The 16,160-nt window shown below is 70.1% G+C and carries 17 protein-coding genes and 3 pseudogenes; 13 read left to right on the top strand and 7 right to left on the bottom strand.

Going from position 1 to position 16,160, the window contains the following annotated elements; genetic code table 11:
* Window positions 1-4: 4 nt before the first annotated feature.
* On the bottom strand, window positions 5-919 hold the full coding sequence (locus tag ABZ904_RS32795; RefSeq protein WP_361827403.1) for a LysR family transcriptional regulator: 915 nt from the start codon (window positions 917-919) through the stop codon (window positions 5-7).
* Between the two features lie 156 nt (window positions 920-1,075).
* On the opposite strand from ABZ904_RS32795, the gene ABZ904_RS32790 reads away from it, so the two are divergent.
* Complete coding sequence (locus ABZ904_RS32790; RefSeq protein ID WP_361000096.1) at window positions 1,076-2,353, top strand: MFS transporter; 1,278 nt, start codon at window positions 1,076-1,078, stop codon at window positions 2,351-2,353.
* A gap of 467 nt (window positions 2,354-2,820) precedes the next feature.
* Here ABZ904_RS32790 and ABZ904_RS32785 read toward each other — a convergent pair whose 3' ends face one another.
* Window positions 2,821-3,762, bottom strand: a complete 942-nt coding sequence (locus ABZ904_RS32785; protein WP_361000099.1) for an aldo/keto reductase — start codon at window positions 3,760-3,762, stop codon at window positions 2,821-2,823.
* Between the two features lie 84 nt (window positions 3,763-3,846).
* Here ABZ904_RS32785 and ABZ904_RS32780 point away from each other — a divergent pair, with 84 nt between their 5' ends.
* From ABZ904_RS32780 to ABZ904_RS32760, 5 genes and pseudogenes are all read left to right on the top strand, one after another.
* Entirely contained in the window at window positions 3,847-4,476 is a 630-nt protein-coding gene (locus ABZ904_RS32780) for a helix-turn-helix domain-containing protein (RefSeq protein WP_359409146.1), read from the top strand.
* Window positions 4,477-4,773: 297 nt separating this feature from the next.
* Window positions 4,774-5,544: a hypothetical protein gene (locus ABZ904_RS32775; RefSeq protein ID WP_359409148.1), complete on the top strand. Its 771-nt coding sequence runs from the start codon at window positions 4,774-4,776 to the stop codon at window positions 5,542-5,544.
* A gap of 35 nt (window positions 5,545-5,579) precedes the next feature.
* Window positions 5,580-6,251: a response regulator transcription factor gene (locus tag ABZ904_RS32770; RefSeq protein WP_361000102.1), complete on the top strand. Its 672-nt coding sequence runs from the start codon at window positions 5,580-5,582 to the stop codon at window positions 6,249-6,251.
* Window positions 6,248-7,642, top strand: a complete 1,395-nt coding sequence (locus ABZ904_RS32765; RefSeq protein WP_361000105.1) for a HAMP domain-containing sensor histidine kinase — start codon at window positions 6,248-6,250, stop codon at window positions 7,640-7,642. Before ABZ904_RS32770 ends, ABZ904_RS32765 begins: the two co-directional genes overlap by 4 nt.
* A 34-nt stretch (window positions 7,643-7,676) precedes the next feature.
* A pseudogene (locus tag ABZ904_RS32760) lies at window positions 7,677-7,997 on the top strand (transposase); the annotation flags it as partial.
* On the opposite strand, the gene ABZ904_RS32755 reads toward ABZ904_RS32760, so the two are convergent.
* Window positions 7,994-8,977 carry an alpha/beta hydrolase gene (locus tag ABZ904_RS32755; RefSeq protein WP_361000108.1) on the bottom strand — a complete coding sequence of 328 codons (984 nt, stop codon included), beginning with the start codon at window positions 8,975-8,977 and terminating at the stop codon, window positions 7,994-7,996. The pseudogene ABZ904_RS32760 and the gene ABZ904_RS32755 sit on opposite strands and share 4 nt — an antisense overlap.
* Window positions 8,978-9,122: 145 nt before the next feature.
* On the opposite strand from ABZ904_RS32755, the gene ABZ904_RS32750 reads away from it, so the two are divergent.
* Window positions 9,123-9,722, top strand: coding sequence for a helix-turn-helix transcriptional regulator (locus ABZ904_RS32750; protein ID WP_361827397.1), 600 nt, complete (start codon window positions 9,123-9,125; stop codon window positions 9,720-9,722).
* A 472-nt stretch (window positions 9,723-10,194) separates the two neighbouring features.
* On the opposite strand, the gene ABZ904_RS32745 is transcribed toward ABZ904_RS32750, so the two are convergent.
* Complete coding sequence (locus ABZ904_RS32745) at window positions 10,195-10,437, bottom strand: DUF5302 domain-containing protein (protein ID WP_359406958.1); 243 nt, start codon at window positions 10,435-10,437, stop codon at window positions 10,195-10,197.
* A 328-nt stretch (window positions 10,438-10,765) separates the two neighbouring features.
* Between ABZ904_RS32745 and ABZ904_RS32740 the strand changes: the two genes are divergently transcribed.
* The 6 genes and pseudogenes from ABZ904_RS32740 to ABZ904_RS32715 all read left to right on the top strand — a co-directional run.
* Entirely contained in the window at window positions 10,766-11,377 is a 612-nt protein-coding gene (locus tag ABZ904_RS32740) for a DoxX family protein (RefSeq protein WP_361827394.1), read from the top strand.
* A gap of 93 nt (window positions 11,378-11,470) precedes the next feature.
* A complete protein-coding gene (locus ABZ904_RS32735; protein WP_361000118.1) occupies window positions 11,471-11,992 on the top strand; it encodes a DUF3995 domain-containing protein in 522 nt (173 codons plus the stop codon).
* Window positions 11,985-12,500, top strand: a complete 516-nt coding sequence (locus tag ABZ904_RS32730; RefSeq protein ID WP_361000120.1) for an RNA polymerase sigma factor — start codon at window positions 11,985-11,987, stop codon at window positions 12,498-12,500. Before ABZ904_RS32735 ends, ABZ904_RS32730 begins: the two co-directional genes overlap by 8 nt.
* Window positions 12,497-12,958: an SRPBCC family protein gene (locus ABZ904_RS32725; RefSeq protein ID WP_361000123.1), complete on the top strand. Its 462-nt coding sequence runs from the start codon at window positions 12,497-12,499 to the stop codon at window positions 12,956-12,958. Before ABZ904_RS32730 ends, ABZ904_RS32725 begins: the two co-directional genes overlap by 4 nt.
* 149 nt (window positions 12,959-13,107) lie before the next feature.
* Window positions 13,108-13,464, top strand: coding sequence for a DoxX family protein (locus tag ABZ904_RS32720; RefSeq protein WP_359406973.1), 357 nt, complete (start codon window positions 13,108-13,110; stop codon window positions 13,462-13,464).
* A 167-nt stretch (window positions 13,465-13,631) separates the two neighbouring features.
* Window positions 13,632-13,757: pseudogene (locus ABZ904_RS32715) on the top strand (L-histidine N(alpha)-methyltransferase); the annotation flags it as partial.
* A gap of 18 nt (window positions 13,758-13,775) precedes the next feature.
* Here the strand turns inward: ABZ904_RS32715 and ABZ904_RS32710 are convergent.
* From ABZ904_RS32710 to ABZ904_RS32700, 3 genes and pseudogenes are all read right to left on the bottom strand, one after another.
* A pseudogene (locus ABZ904_RS32710) lies at window positions 13,776-14,582 on the bottom strand (aldehyde dehydrogenase family protein); the annotation flags it as partial.
* Window positions 14,583-14,612: 30 nt separating this feature from the next.
* On the bottom strand, window positions 14,613-14,915 hold the full coding sequence (locus ABZ904_RS32705) for a muconolactone Delta-isomerase family protein (protein ID WP_359407039.1): 303 nt from the start codon (window positions 14,913-14,915) through the stop codon (window positions 14,613-14,615).
* A 40-nt stretch (window positions 14,916-14,955) separates the two neighbouring features.
* Window positions 14,956-15,834 (bottom strand): ABC transporter substrate-binding protein, encoded by an 879-nt coding sequence (locus ABZ904_RS32700; protein ID WP_361827389.1) that lies wholly within the window; start codon window positions 15,832-15,834, stop codon window positions 14,956-14,958.
* Between the last annotated feature and the right edge of the window lie 326 nt (window positions 15,835-16,160).

Raw genomic sequence — 16,160 nt, 5'->3', positions numbered from 1 at the left:
CTGATCACGCCTTGGAGTCATCGTCCTGGGGGGTGGCGTGAGTGGCCAGGACGAGGTCGATCAACGCCCTGGCGGCGGCGGACGGGCGGCGTTGCGTGGCGGTGACGAGGGAGACCTCGAAGCGGGGCGCGGGCTGCACCGGACGCATTGCGAGAGTGTCGGCGCGGGTGCCGGAGGTCAGCGAGGCGCTCACAAAGGCGCAGCCGAATCCGGCGCGGACCAGGTCGACGACCGTGGGGATGTCGGCGACCTCTACGGCGATCTCCCGCCGCAGGCCGCCCCGGGTGAACAGGCGGTCGACGCTGGCCCGGGTGCCCCACCCGACGGGGAAGTCCACGAAACGCTCGCCGTCCAGGTCGACGAGCGGGATCACCGAGTGCTCGGCGAGGGGGTGGCCCTCCGGGCAGGCGAGCAGGAGGGGCTCGGACGCGAGCAGGCGCTGCGTCACCCCTGCGGGGTACACGCCGGGGAGCGCGGTGAAGGCCAGGTCGAGGCTGCCGTCGAGCACCCGGGTGACGAGTTCGGCTGAGCCGCCCGGAGCGGTGCTGGGGATGATCTGCACCTGCGGGCGCTCCCGGTGGTAGTGGGTGAGGGTGGCGGCCAGATCGATCAGCGCCAGCGAGTGCATGATGCCGACGTTGACGGTGCCGCGCACACCGCCCTGCGCGGCTGCGACGGCGTCGCGGGCCGCGTCCACCGCCGCGAGGGCGGTGCGCGCCTCGTCGAGCAGGGCACGGCCGGCGTCGGTGAGTTCGACCTGGCGCGTAGTGCGGTTGAACAGCTTTCCGCCGAGTTCACGCTCCAGGGACCGTACGGAGACAGAGAGCGTCGACTGCACCAGATGCAGCCGGGCCGCGGCGCGGGTGAAGCTGCCCTCCTCGGCGACGGCCACGAAGTGTTCCAAGTGCCGAAGCTCCACGTCGTGCTCCTCCCGCACTCATGCAGCCCATTGATGATCCCTATCGATTTTCTTCGTTGGACATCATAAAGCGAGCCAGGGAGCCTGAAGGGCGACTCGGCAGGGCAGACCACGCCGCTGCTGTTTCGAGCAAGCACCTGGAAAAGGAAGCCGTACTTGTCTGTCATCCCCGCAGGGCGGGCGGAGCCGCGGGCGCACCGCCACCGACCCACCCGACGTCATCGGCACCACTCGTTCGGCTTCTGGACCACCACGCTCGCCTTTCTGGTGAACATGGGCTTTTCGGCCGTGCCGACCCCCCTGTACGTGCTCTATCAGCGGCGCGACCACTTCTCCACGATCATGATCACCGTCGTGTACGCCGTGTACGCGGTCGGTGTGATCGCCAGCCTCTTCCTCGCCGGCCACCTCTCCGACTGGATCGGCCGCAAGCGGGTGCTCGTGCCCGCGCTGCTGCTCAACATCGTCAGCGCGCTTGTCTTCGTGCTCGCGCCGAGCCTGCCCGGCCTGCTGGTGGCCCGCGTCCTCTCCGGTGTCTCCGTCGGCCTGACCACAGCGACGGCCACCGCGTATCTGAGCGAACTGCACCTGGGAACCTGGCGCGGACGGTCGGGCTCGCTGCGCCGCTCCCAGATCGTCGCCACCGCGGCCAACCTCGGCGGCATCGGGTTCGGTCCGCTGGTCGCCGGGCTGCTCGCCCAGTACGCCCCCCAGCCGCTCGTGCTGCCGTACGTGGTGTTCCTCGTCGCGCTGGCCGCGCTGGCCGTCCTGGTCGCCTTTTCGCCCGAGACCGCGGACCTGCCGGATCCGGCCCCGCGGTACCGGCCGCAGCGCATCGCGGTGCCGGAGCACGCGCGCCGGATGTTCTTCGCTGCTGTCGCGACAGGCCTGGGTGCGTTCGCCGTCTACGGAATCTTCAACTCCCTGGCGCCCTCCTTCCTGGCCGGGACCCTGCACGAGAGCTCCCATGCGGTGGCCGGGGCCGTGGCGTTCGCCGCGTTCGCCGCGGGAGCGGTGGCCCAGATAGCGCTGAGCCGCGCCTCGCTTGCGCTCACGCTGCGCACGGGCCCGCTCGTGCTCGTTCCCGGCCTGGCCCTGCTGGTGGGCGGGATGTGGCTGCCCAGCTTGGCGATGTTCGTGATCGGCGGGGTGCTGACCGGCGCCGGCGGAGGACTGGCCTTCCGCAGCGCACTGACCGCGGCCGGGGCGACCGCCCCGCCCGAGTCCCGGGCCGAGGCGCTCGCCTTCTTCTTCCTCGGCGCCTACCTCGGTCTGTCGGTGCCGGTCGTCGCACTGGGCATCGCGACGCAGTACGTGTCCGCCCGCGTGGTGATGCTCGGCTTCGTGGTGATCGTGGGCGCTGCCGTCGCCCTTGGCGTCCGCTCGGTGCGCGCACAGTACGTGCGCCACGAACTCGGCGCCGGTCCCCGATGACCGCCGTGCCTCCCCGCGCCGCCGGCCTGTGCTTCGGGCGATCACCATTCCACGCCTCCTGGCGAAGACGCGGAGCACGCTGCCCGCTTCGAGCCTGCCTCGCGTCAATCCCGGCTTCTCGCCGTTCGCGTGGCGGCTTCACCAGTCTGATCCACTTGAGCGCCGACGGCCACTGCCGCCCGCTGTCCCTGATCGTCACGGCGGAACAGGGGGCGGACTGCACCCAGTTCGTGCCGGCGCGGAGAAGATCCGGGATCCCCGGCCCGGGCCGGGGAAACGCCGCAAGAAGCCGGCCGCCGTCGCGGCGGACAGGGGCTACAGCACCGGTCCGTGCCGCACCTACCTGCGGCGCCGGGGCATCCGGCACACGATCGCGGAGAACGCCCCACAGAGCGCGGCCATCTACCTGGCCGGACTCCACATCGCCGGCACCTTCCTCTGGTCTGCCCGGTGATCCAACGACATCCCTAGTCCAGTGCGATGTCTCCCGAGCGTGAAGGGGCGGTGTCCAAGGCGATGAGCGTCGCCGGGTCGAGCGTGACCTTTCCGGCCCGCACATTCGCCTCCAAGTGCTCGGGGTCGGCCGTGCCGGGGATCAGCAGCACGTTCGGGGCATGGTGGAGCAGCCAGGCCAGCCCGACCTGGGCTGGTGTGGTGCCCAGCTCACGTGCGGCGGTGATGACGGCGGGCTCGTCGGTGACCTTCGGCATGCCGTTGAAGGCGCTGCCGAGCGGGAAGTACGGAACCCAGGCGATCCCCTCCTCCCGGCACAGGCGGAGCATGTCCTCGTCGTCGCGGGCCAGCAGGCTGTAGGCGTTCTGAACACACGCGATGCCCGCGGGCAGCGCGCTGCGCAGGACGTCGAGGGAGACGCCGCTGAGGCCGATCGCGCCGATCTTGCCCTCGTCACGCAGGGCGGTCATCACGGCAAGTTGGTCGTCGAGAGGGACGACCTGATCTCCTTCAGCGCGCAGACCGGGCCCGGTGTCCGTACGGCGGAGGTTGACCAGGGGGATCTGTTCCACCTTGAGGGTGGCCAGGTTGTCCTCGACGGCGGTGCGCAGCTGTTCGGGGCGCTGCGCGAGGCGGAGCGGAAGCGGGCCGTCCGAATCGGGCTCGGCGCCGACCTTGCTGACCACCATGACGTCGTCCTCGGGCCGGACGGCCTCGCGGATCATCTCGTTCACGAAGCCGTGTCCGTAGAACTGGGCCGTGTCGATGTGATCGATGCCCAGGTCGATGCAGCGGCGCAGCAGTGCGATCGCCGCCGTGCGATCGCCCTTCAGCCGTTCCAGCTGCATTGCGCCGAAGCCGATCCGGGAGACTGCGCGGTTCGCGAGCCGACCGGCTCCACCGGCGCGCGGTGCGCCGGAGGCGGTGACTTGATCGGATCCGGTGGGGGAAGCCATCGGTTGTCTCCTTCGCGTGGGAGCATGGATGAAGCGGAGTCTCTCCGCTTCGTCCAACGTAGCATTAACCGGAGGTTCTCCGTTTTGTCTGGGACCGAGCCCACGGCCACTGGCCGGGACGCGGCAGCGCCCGCCCGCCCGGCCCGCGCCGACGCACGGCGCAACCGTGACCGACTCCTCGATGCCGCCCGGGACGCCTTCGCAGCGACGCCGGACGCCGTCCGCCTCGACGCGGTCGCCCGCGCCGCCGGCGTCGGGATCGGCACCCTCTACCGGCATTTCCCGACCCGGGAGGCGCTCGTGGAGGCGGTCTACGCCGCGGAGCTCGACGAAGTCGTCTCCAGCGCACCGGAGTTGCTCGACGAACTCGAGCCCGCGGCCGCCCTGCGGACATGGATGACCCGGTACGCGGCGTTCTTCAAGATCAAGCGCGGCATGTCCGACACGCTGCGCGCCGGCTGGGCGTCGGGGAGCATCGCCACGCCCGCGACGCGGGAACGTATAACGGCGGCCATCGCCCTGATGCTGCGCAGCGGCACCGAGGCCGGTTCGCTGCGCTCGGACGTCGATCCCGAGGACGTCACGATGATGCTCCTCGGCGTGTTCCTGTCGACCACGGCGACCGACGCAACGGAGAAAGTCGACCGACTTCTCGACCTGACCGTCGACGCACTTCGCCTGAACCCCCTCGACTCAAAGGGCCGGCGATCCTGATCGACTGTCCCGTTTCGCTGGCACGGCCGTGCTCCACAGTCCGGCCCGAGGTCCGCGCCGGGCCCATCCGCGATGCGGCCCACCGGTTCGGTTGGTCCCACTGGAGACGCCGCCATCAGGCCCGAGCCTGGGCCGGCCATGACCACCGGCGAGCCGCGCATCAGACATGAAGATCACGATCTACGGCTGGAGTACCAGGCGGATCAGGCCCGTTCTAGGGAAGTCCTAAGGTTCGGCTCGGGTGGCCTGAAGCGGCGGCTGGTGTGGTGGCAGCAGCTACCAGAAAGGAGGCGCACGATGCGCCCCACAACCGCAGCGCTGGCCGCCGCGACAGCTCTCGTTCTCGCCGTGGGAGCGGGCTCGGCCGCAGCGGCCGGCACGTCCGACGGCAAGGGGGCCGGCAGCACGGGCCACGGCAAGACCGTCGTCCAGTGCTCGCCGGACAAGCCGGACAGCAAGCTGGAGAACGCCCTCAGGAACGTCAAGATCGCGCTCGGCGCGAACGGCGGCAAGCTCACCGACCAGATCGTGGCGACCTTCGCCAAGACGACGGGCATGCCCGTGGCCAAGGCGCGGGTGCTGCTGCAGAACCTTTTCAAGGAGGCGCCGGGCGGTACGAAGCCGGGTGACCCGGGCAGCAAGGGGGACAAGGGCGGTGCCTCCGCCTTCAGCGCCGCTGACTTCGCCAAGATTCTCGGCGTGTCGACGGCGAAGGCCCAGGCCGCGCTGGACGCCCTGCAGAAGCTCGCCACCGGCCCGAAGGGGCACATCGACGAGACCACCCCGGCGTACGCGGCGATCGCCGCCAAGCTCGGGGTGAGCCCGCAGCAGCTCACGGACGCGATCATCCAGCTCAAGAAGGTGACGGCCAAGCCGGCCCCGGGGAAGCCGGGCGAGGACAAGCCGGCGCCGGGCAAGGACGGCAGGTCCGGCAAGCATGGCAACGGCAAGCGCGGTGAGTGCAAGCCGGTTCCCGGCAAGCCGGGTGAGCCCGCACCGGGCAAGCCGGGTGACGGGAAGCCCGGGGACGGCAAGCCAGCCGTGGCGCCCGGGCTTGAGTCGAACTGACGTCGCGCTGACAAGCGGTAAGGCACCCTTGCGCCATGCGAGTGCTGGTGGTTGACGACGATGACGCGGTGCGCCGTTCGCTGGCGCACGCCCTGACCCGGGACGGGTACGAGGTCACCGTCGCGGCGGACGGTACCGCCGCGCTGGAGTCGCTGGCCGCCGGGCGGCAGGACGCCGTGGTGCTGGACATCCTCATGCCGGAACCGAACGGCCTTGAGGTGTGCCGCCGGGTGCGGGCCCGGGGGGACCGCACCCCCATCCTGATGCTCACCGCCCGCGACCTGGTCGCCGACCGGGTCGCGGGCCTCGACGCGGGTGCGGACGACTACCTGGCAAAGCCCTTCGCTCTGGAGGAGTTGCGTGCCAGGATCCGTGCCCTGCTGCGGCGCAGCGGCGCCGACCAGGAGGTGCTGCGCTTCGCCGACCTGGAGGTGGACACCTCCGCCTGCCGGGCGTCCCGGGGCGGCCGCGTCCTGGACCTGACCAGAACGGAGTACGCGCTGCTTGAGCTCTTCCTGCGCAATCCGCGCCGGGTGCTGAGCCGTACGCTGATCTTCGACTCGGTCTGGGGCTACGACTTCGGGCCGTCGTCCAACGCCCTGTGGGTGTACATGAGTTACTTGCGGGCCAAGCTGGAGGCGGGCGGTGAGCCGCGGCTCGTCCAGACCGTGCGGGGGCTCGGGTACGTGCTGCGGGAGGAGCCGTGAGCCTGCGCAACAGGCTGGCGTCCGCGGGCGCCGCGGCGGTGCTCGCTGCGCTGGTGCTGGCCTCGGTGGTGCTGTATCCGGCGCTGAGCGTCAACCTGAACGAGCGCCGCGACGCGGAGTTGGTGTCGGCCGCAGACCAAGCGCCGCAGGTGGTAAAGGAGTTCAAGCAGAAGAGCGCGCTGGCGGAGCAGGACGGCGAGGGACCGGACGAGGTCGCCATCCCAACGAAGCCGGTCTCTGTCGGCTCCACGACGCTGCAGTTCGTCCTGCCGCCGGTCGCCAAGGGCCCGAGTGACGGGTTCGTCGACGTCAGCGACGTGGACGTCCAGGTCGCCGAGGGCGTCCACCCCGCGTACTTCCGCGACGCCGACTGGGATGACAGGCACTACCGCGTCTACACCACGCAGTTGGCGGACAGCCGCGGTGGCCTGGTGCGCACCTACGTACCAACTGCGGTCGTGCACGGCACCCTGCGGCAGCTTGCTGTGCTGCTGGTCGGGATCACCGCGGGCGGCTGTCTACTGGCCGCGGTGGCGGGCCGGTTGGCGGCCGGGCGGGTGCTACGGCCGGTGCGGCGGCTGACCGATACCGTCGAACACGTCACGGCGACACAGGATCTGACGGCCCGTCTGCACACCGACGGCCGGGACGAAATAGCCCGCCTCACCCGGTCGTTCGCAGCGATGATGGCGGCGCTGGAGGAGTCGGTGGGCGCGCAGCGGCGGCTTGTCGCGGACGCCTCGCACGAACTGCGCACGCCGCTGACCAGCTTGACCACCAACCTGGAACTGCTCGGCGAGGGCCCGGGCCTGGCCGATCCGCAGGCCCCCGCGCTGCTCGGCGAGGCCCGCGCGCAGGCCGCGGAGCTGACCTCTCTCGTCAACGACTTGGTGGATCTGGGGCGTTACAGCGGTGTGCGGACGCACACCGAGGACACCCGGATCGACCTGCTGGCCCAGCGGGCGCTGGACCGGGCGGCGGCGCGTTCGCCGCGGCTACGGTTCGCCGCGGAGCTGGCGCCGTGCATGGTGCACGCCGACCCGGACGCGGTGGAGCGGGCGATCGGCAACCTTGTGGACAACGCGGTGAAGTGGAGTCCCCAAAACGGGCAGGTCACCGTATCCACGACAGCGGACGGTGCGGTGTCGGTGTGCGACCAGGGGCCCGGAATCCCGGCGGCTGACCTGCCCTTCGTCTTCGACCGCTTCTACCGTTCACCGGCCGCGCGATCCCTGCCGGGTTCCGGGCTCGGACTTGCGATCGTCCGGCAGATCGCCGAGACGCACGGCGGCGGCGTGGCCGCTGAACCACTGCCGCAGGGCGTGCGGCTGCGGTTGTGGCTGCCACCGGTGAGCCTGGCGGCAGAGCAACTGGACGAGCCGACGGCGTGAGATGTGCCGGTCGGGGTGGACGCAGCGGCACCGCCTTCCGCTGGCTGGAATCCCGCCGATCCGCTCCCGCTGCGGCCCAAGGTGCCGCCACCGCCCAAGCTGCACGCAGACAAAGGCTACGACTTCGAGCACCTGCGCAGCTGGCTCCGACGCCGGCAGATCGTGCCGCGTCGCCCAACGCGGCAAGGAGCACTGCGGCCGCCTGGGCCGGCACCGCTGGGTGACCGAGCGCACGATGTCCTGGCTGAACGGGTGCCGCCGCCTGCACCGTGGCTACGAGCGCAAGGTTGAACACTTCCTCGTCTTCGTCGGCATCGCCGGCGCCCTCATCTGCTACCGCAGAAGCGCCGATTAAGACACCGCTTCAAGCCAGATGGTCAGCAGTCGGTTGATCTCGTCGGGGCGTTCCTGCTGGAGCCAGTGGCCGCATCCGTCCAGCAGGTGGGAGGAGACCAGTCCGGGAAGTGTCGCCGGATAGGCGTTCATCGCGTCGGCCATCCAGTTTGTGGAGGCGTCCAGGCTTCCGCCGATGAACAGGGACGGCTGCTTGATCGGCAAGCCGTTGACGTCGGCGAGGTCTTCCCAGTCGCGGTCCATGTTCCGGTAGCGGTTGAGTGCTCCGGTCATGCCAGTGCGTTCGAACTCCCCGGTGTAGAAGTCGAGATCGGTCTCGGCGAGCCAGGAGGGCAGCCGGTCCTTGGGGAACCGGTCGCGCAGCGTTCCGCCGCTGCTGACGAAGTGCGGGTCAGGCTCCCCTTGCGCCGGCATGGTGTCGGCGGACAGGGCCGCGTAGAAGCCCGCGAGCCAGCCCCGGACGTCGGGCTCGATCTCGGCCTCGGCCCGGCCCGGCTCCTGGAAATACGAGACGTAGAACTCCTGGTCCCCGCCCATATGCGCGAAGATATCGCTGGGGCGAGGGCCACCGGGCGGGGCATAGGGAACGCTCAGCAGGCCCACCGCGCGAAAGACCTCGGGGTGGAGCAGGGCGGAGATTGCCGCGATGTTCGAGCCCCAGTCGTGCCCGATGATCACCGCCGTCTCCTCACCCAGGGCGTGCACCAAGGCGACGTTGTCATCCACGAGGGCCCGCATCCGGTACTCCTGCGGCGCGGACGGCCTGGAGGAGCGGCCGTAGCCGCGCACGTCGAGTGCGACCGCCCGATATCCCGCCGCCGCGAGTGCCGGGAGCTGGTGACGCCAGGAGTACCAGGACTCGGGGAAGCCGTGGACGAGCAGGACCAGCGGCCCGGTGCCCTGTTCGACCAGGTGCAGCCGCCGGGCGGGTGCGTCGATGGTGCGGTGGCGCCACTCTGCCGATGGCGTGGACTGATGCATGGCTTCTCCTCGGACTCCCAGGTGGCCGCAGTTACGCATCGATCATGCGTCGCGGTGCCTGGCAGATGCGACCAGCGTTGCCAGTTTGGCAAACTAGCAGGCCAGCAGGCTGCGTACAGGGACTGGCTGGAGAGGGGTGAGGCCGATGACGGACGACGATATTGCTCGTGCGCTGGCCGGCATGGGGCCACGGCTGCGAGCCGCGCGTGAGCGGCACGGAGCCTCGCTCACCGACGTGAGCCGCGCGACCGGCATCTCCCTCAGCACGCTGTCCCGGATCGAGAACGGTCGACGCAAGCCGAACCTGGAACTGCTGCTGCTCCTGGCGAAGGAGTACGGCGTCTCGCTGGACAAGCTGGCCGGCACCGTATCCGCCACGGCGGAGAAGCCGCCCAGCCCCTCGCCCCAGCGTCCGGTGGAGGACAAGGCGGTGTTGCCGCTGACCCGGTACGTCGGGGGCCTGCACGCCCACAAGCACGTCCTGTCCGCAACCGGCAAGCAGCCGCTACGACCACGACAGGTGTCCCACGAAGGGTACGAATGGCTGTGCGTGCTGTCCGGACGGCTGTGGCTGGCGCTCGGCGACCACGACCTCGTCCTCACCGCCGGGGAAGTCGCCGAGTTCGACACCCGCACCCCTCACGGAGTCGCCAACGCCAGCCCTGGCGGGCCGGTCGAATACCTGATCATGTTCGGGCCGCAGGGCGAACGCCTACGACTGCGCGTCCATCCAACAGCCGACTGAGACAACCTCTTGGAGGGGGAGCTGCGCGGACGAAGGCGGTGAGGACTTCCACGACGGGGGAGTGGTCGCCGGCCGAGTCGCGGGCGATGTGCTCCAGTAGATGTCGCCGGGGCGGGCGGCGAGTTCGGCAGATCCGGGCTGCTCGATGGCCTTGGTGTAGCGGTCAGTGACATGGCCTTGCTCGGCAAGGGCGCGGGTGCGTTGGCCGACCTCATAGGTGCGCCGGGCGGTGTCGGCGTTGCGGGCGGTGTAGCACGGCCACGAGTGCCGGCCCGGTGGTATTCGTCAGCAAGTGGCCACGGATCGCGTCCGGCAGATGGGCGCGATCCGTGGCCGTGACGGAAGGACGTAGAGCACCGCGCTGTTGTTGGCGGAAGCTGGGGTTGGTTGCCTCCGCCACCCGGCAGAACGCCACGCGACCACCATCGGCATGGCCGCCGGGCGGTGTCCCCGTCCGGCGGCCGGTTTGAGCTCAGCCGCCGCTCTTTCGCCGGAACGAGCGCCGGCCACCAGCCGGGCCGTGAGCGCCGCGGGCCTTCGACGCATCGGTGTTCGCAGCGAGCGCCGCGGCGTTTGTCTGCATGCCGCGCTTACGTGCCAGGGCCTGGCGAAACTTGTCCTTCAGTTCATGTTGGCTGTCATCGCCGGGCGCCAGGGCAGGGCTTTCGTCGTCAGTAGGCTCCGAACCTTCTTGCGATGGCGACTGCGCAGTCATGGTGACCTCCTGGGTTCGGGCAGTGGGAAGCCCAGCTTGTCATGCCGGGCACTGGGCGGGGCCCTGCCGTATCTCTCAAACGCCGCGTCGCTACGTCCTGTGCCCGAACCGATCACCGAACTCGACCAGCTCACCCACCTCGACGTCCACCGACGCGACCGCGTCGGCCGAATCCTGCACGTGTACCAACATGCGGCGTGACCAGCGCGGCGTGGTTCTTGGCATCTACAGCGGTGGCCGTCGACGCTGTGGCCGACCTCACAGGGAACGTCCGCTCGGGCAGGTCTCTCCATCTCCATGTACGTGCCGTCACCTCTGGAGGCTCGCTGTGAAGCTCCTTGTCCGCACCGCCCTGTGGGCGGCGCTCTGCGTGCAGTCGATCTGGTTCCTGACCCACGGGGCCGACCTGTTCGGGGTCTCGGTGCTGGTGGTGCTCGGCGGATTCGCCGCGCTGGCGGGCCGGTACCCGTGGACGGGTGTCCCGGTCCGGATCCTGATGGCCGCCGACTTCCTGCTCTCGGTCGGCGACCGGTTCGGCGTCTTCGGCAGGCCGGGGTCGCCGAACGTGAACTGGGGCGACTTCGCACACTTCACCACCTACACCCGCCAGGTGGCCTCGTTCCTGCCCGGTGGACTCGCGCCGCCCCTCGCGGTGCTGGCCACCATCGGCGAGATCACCTTCGGCCTGGCCCTGCTGCTCGGCGTCCAGCTGCGGCTCACGGCGCTGGGTGCCGCGTGCCTGCTGGCCTGCTTCGGGACCTCGATGACCGTCTCACTACCGGTCACCGAACAGTTCCACTACTGCGTGTTCGTGCTGGCGGTCGGCATGCTCGGGCTGGCCGCGGCCGAACGGCACCCGCTCAGCCTCGACACCGTGCTCACCCGTACCCGGCGCCGTCCGTCGCCGTATCTCTCGGTGGAACGGGCCGAGGGCCGGTAACGACGCGGGCCGTGTTCCGTGGAACGAATCGCGGTTACGGCTCCTCTGGAGAGTGACGCAAGCGCGTCGTCCGCGTTCCTTGGGGAGGTCACCATGCAGAAAGTCAGCAAGCGCGAGCGCACCGCTCGACGCGCCGCGGCAGCCGTGTCGAGCGTTCTCGCCCTCGACGGGCTGTTGCACCTCTACTGGGCTATGGGCGCCACCTGGCCGGCTCGAGACCGCCTCGGGCTCTCGCTGGCCGTGCTCGGCATGGACGTCCCCTTCGCCCCGCGTGATCTGCTGCCGCTGGCGACGCTGCTGCTGACCGGGGCCGGCATAGTGCGGGCGCGGGTCCGCCTCGGCCGCGGGCACCGCTGGGGACGAGTGCTGCAGGCGGGGACGACGGCGGTGGCCGCCGGAGTCTCCGCCCGCGCCGCGGCCGGCCTGGTGTGGATGTGCGGCATCGAAGCGGGCCTCGACGAGCGGGCCGGGGCCACCTTCCAGTGGCTCAACGCCTGCCTCTACACGCCGTTGTCCCTGGTGACCGCGGCCGGCGCGATCCTGGTCGTACGGTCGGGGCGCACCTCGCCGACGGCGGCCCCCGCCGAGCGGATGGAAGACTTCAGCCGTGCCTGATAACCGCGCCGACCGCACCGAGCTGTCACGGCTGGTGCGCGCCGCCCAGCGCGGTGACACGCTCGCCATGAACGACCTGCTCGACCAACTCGCCCCGTTCGTCGGTCGGATCTGCGCGCCCATCGCCCTCGACGAGGGTCCGGACGCCGTACAGGAAACGTTGGTCGCGGTCTTCCGCAGCCTGCGCTCCCTGAGGGAACCGGCCGCTCTGCACGGCTGGGTGCGGGCGATCGCCGCCCGTGAGGCACTGCGCGTGGCCCAGCGGTCCGCCCGCTCGGTCCCGGCCGAACTCGACACACTGCCCAGCCCCGGCGACCCGCAGCTGGCCACGGACATCCGTAACGTCCTGTCCCGGCTCTCTCCCGAGCACCGGGCGGTCCTCGTGCTGCGCGATGTGGAGGGGCTGGACGAGCAGTCGGCCGCTCGGCTGCTCGGGCTGCGCGTCGGCACCGTCAAATCCCGGCTGCACCGGGCGCGCGACTCCTTCAGGAAGGCGTGGTCGCAATGACCGTCAACTGGCCCACCGCGGCCCTGGACCCGGTACGACGGCTGCACACCCTGGCCGCCGGCGTACGCGGGGCCCATGTCGTCGAACGGGTCGTCGCCGCGCCCTTCGACGAGGTCTGGCCGCTTCTCGCCGACCTGGAGGGCGAGTTGGCCCGGATCGTGCCCGACACCCGGCGGCTGCGGGTGACCCGGACCGACGGCGATCGGATCGAAGGCGTGGCCACCAGCCAGCACGGTCTGCGGGCACGCTTCGACGGGGTGCTGCGCCCCGGATGGTGCCTGCTGCAGAGCCGCTTCGTCCTGGTGGGCATCGCCGCCAGGCCCACTGCGGGCGGCACCCTGGTCGCCTTCACCGGTGGCCTGCGCATTCCCGGCCGCCCGGCGCTCTTCCCGCTCGGGGTCCGGCGCGAGGGCCGGCGCACCCTGGAACGGCTCAGCGCACGGGTGGAGGGCGTGTGAGCGGCGCTTCGTGCGGGTGAGGTCGACCGACTGCTGAGCCACAACGAGCAGCACATACGGCCAGTTGCTCGCGTCGGGGCGACATGTACGATCACCCGCGCACGGCAACATGGCGCCCAGCACCATTGTCCCCGCAGAGCGGAGAGAACGTGTTCATCGCCTTCGTTACGGTCAGCATCCTCGGCGCGGTCTTCAACGGTGCCGCCGCGGTCACCTACCTGATCGGCCACGAATACCCCAAGACCCAGGCGGACATGAAGGGCATACCTCGGAAGTATGTGCCGGTACTGGGCACGTTGCTGGCAGCGGGCACCGTGGGGCTGCTGGCCGGGCTCGCCGTACCGCTACTGGGAACTCTCGCCGCCTCCGGCCTCGTGTTGTACTTCATCGGCGCCATCATCGCCCACGTGCGGGTGGGCTCCCGCGACATCGTAGGCGGGGTCGCGTTCCTGGCCACCGCAGTGGCCGCCCTCACCCTGGGCCTGGTCCACCACGGCCCCTGGTAAGCCGCGGTGCCCACAAGTTCCGTGCCTGCCACCACAGTGACCGTCGCTGTTCTCGTTGCCCCGCTGAACCGCCGGATCACGCCTTCGAACTGCTGCCGATGCCGCCCCGCTCCCGTCGCAACCTCCCAGCAGCCAGGGCGAGTTGAAAGGCTCTCCAGTCCGACGTGATGCGCGGAATGGCATCCTCGCCGAAATCGCTCCCGCCCCGCTGGCTCTACGACGCGGCCGGCAGTGAACTGTTCGAAAAGATCACGAAACTGCCAGAATACTATCCAACCCCCACAGAGGAGGACATTCTCAGGCAAAACAGCGACGCCATCGCTGAGCTCACCAACGCCCACACCTTGATCGCCGAAGGCCGAGTCCTTCCAGCCGCCGAACGAGTGGTAGCCCACCGGCATCGGCACGTTCACGCCGACCATCCCGACCTCGACCTCCAACTGGAACCGGCGGGCCGCGCCGCCGTCGCGGGTGAAGACGGCGCCGGCGTTGCCGAACGGGGAGCCGTTGATGATGTTCATGGCTTCCTCGTAGGTCTTTGCCCGGAGCACGCACAGGACCGGACCGAAGATCTCGTTGCGGTACGCGTCCGAGTCCGTGCTGACCCTGTCGAGGAGCGTGATGCCCATCCAGTGCCCGTTCTCCAGGCCCTCGACAGTGAAGCCGCGGCCGTCGAGCACCACGTCGGCTCCCTGGGCGGCCGCGCCCGCGACGTACTGCGCGACCTCGTCGCGGTGCGCCTTGGTGACGAGCGGGCCCATCTCGGACGTCGGGTCGTTGCCCGGTCCTATCCTGACCTTCGCGGCGCGCTCGGCGATCCGGGAGACCAGCGCGTCGCCCGCCGAGCCGACCGCGACCACCACGGAGACGGCCATGCAGCGCTGGCCCGCGGAGCCGTAGGCGGCGGACACGGCGGCTTCGGCCGCCGCATTGAGGTCGGCGTCGGGCAGCACCAGCATGTGGTACTTCGCGCCGCCGAGGGCCTGCACGCGCTTGCCGCCGGCGGACGCCCTCCTGAAGACGTGGCGCGCGACCGGCGTGGAGCCCACGAACGACACGGCCGCCACATCCGGGTGGTCGAGCAGCGCGTTCACCGCGACCTCGTCGCCCTGCACGATGCAGGGTCAGTTCCACCGTGCAGGCGCAGGTCAGATGGTTGCGTCGGCCTTGCCAGGGTCGCTCGGATGCGACTCAAGGGGGGTGACGACGGACGTCATCCAGGACCACAGCGGCAGGGTGCTCAGTATCTTGTCACGCAACTCGGCCTCGTCGTTGGCCCGCCACAGGGCGATGCTGCGCGTCTCTCCTACCGGACGCCAGATCCGGACCAGGTGGCCGGAGGAAATCAACTCGACGGCCCGGGCGGCCTCTGCGGCGCGACGGCGGTCGACCTCGGCCTCCTCGGTTCCTTCGGGAATGTTGGTGGTGACCTCGATCAGGAACTCTTTCACAAGTCAGCCTCTCTGTAGTGCTCCGAAAGGACACCGCGGCCTAAGCCGTGGCGGGTGCGGTGCGGTAGAAATCTGCTGCGGTGAACGTGGCGGGGACACTCAGTTCGGCGGCGACTGTTTTGACGGCTGCCTCGGCGGAGGCAAGGTCTGCCTGGCCGTCGATGCCGAACGAGGGGGCGATGAACCTCTCGTAGTGCGCCCGGACTTCCTCTTCCGTGTGTCCGTTGAGGAAGGCCCGGAGGTACCGGACCGTTGTGTCGGGCTCGTCCCGGATCACCCGCAACGCGCGCCGGTGGGCTCGCACGACGGCTTGGACCGCCGGGTCCTCCGGATCGGTGTAGGTCGGGTCGACGGACACACCGACGGTCGGGATCTGGAAGAGGTCGCCGGCGAAGGCCAGTACCTTCCAGCCGTTCTCGGCGGCCACCGCTTCGGGCGCCAGGGCGTCACCCACCACGGCGGCGTCGATCGTGCCCTCGCGCAGCCGGCGCAGATCCATGCTGTAGTCGCCGGGCGCACGGACGATGGTCTCGACATCGCGGTCCGGGTCCAGTCCGGCCTGGCGCAGCATGATGCGGGTGAAGCAGCCGGGTCCCGTGTGGTGCGGATGCACGGCCAGGCGCTTCCCGGCCAGGTCGGCCAGGGAGTCCAGGCCAGGCCGGGAGAGGAACCAGAACTGGGGCCGCTGGGTGTTCACATTGAGCGCGACCCAGGGGATGCCGCCGACCAGCCGGGACAGCAGCGTCCTGCCCAGGCCGATGACGGCCCCGCGGCGTAGTCGTTCCTGGTCCCAGATGGAGCCGTCCCGCACAGCGACGTGGACACCGGCGTCGGCGTAGAAGTCCTGCTGATCCGCGATGTATGTGACCAGCTCTTCGTGGGGGCCACGCCCCACGTAGGCGAGATCGATCGTGTACATGCACTTTCCTTAGAGGTGACTGTGCCCGGATGAGGTCCTGCCGTCGACCGAGTCCGGGAACGGCCGAGGTGTTTCCGGGACGGGGGAGTTCGTACCGGGGTCGCGAGCCAGCCGTCGCACAGGTCGCTGAGGCACGGTCCTTGCTGGCAGGGAACGCGATCGCTCGGGCGGTCGGGGTTTCTGGCCGCCCATCGAGGGCGGTGGTCTGCTGCTTTCGGTGTGGAATTCGCCACATATCCGATGTGCGGAGGTGGTCGGCCTGAGTGGGCCGACGGCCGCACGGGGCGCTGGAAAGCCCGGAACCTCGCGGTGTCTAAGGGTTTTCC

This window comes from Streptomyces sp. NPDC046900, assembly GCF_040644975.1.
Lineage (GTDB): Bacteria > Actinomycetota > Actinomycetes > Streptomycetales > Streptomycetaceae > Streptomyces.
This window is presented reverse-complemented; position numbering and strand designations above follow the sequence as displayed.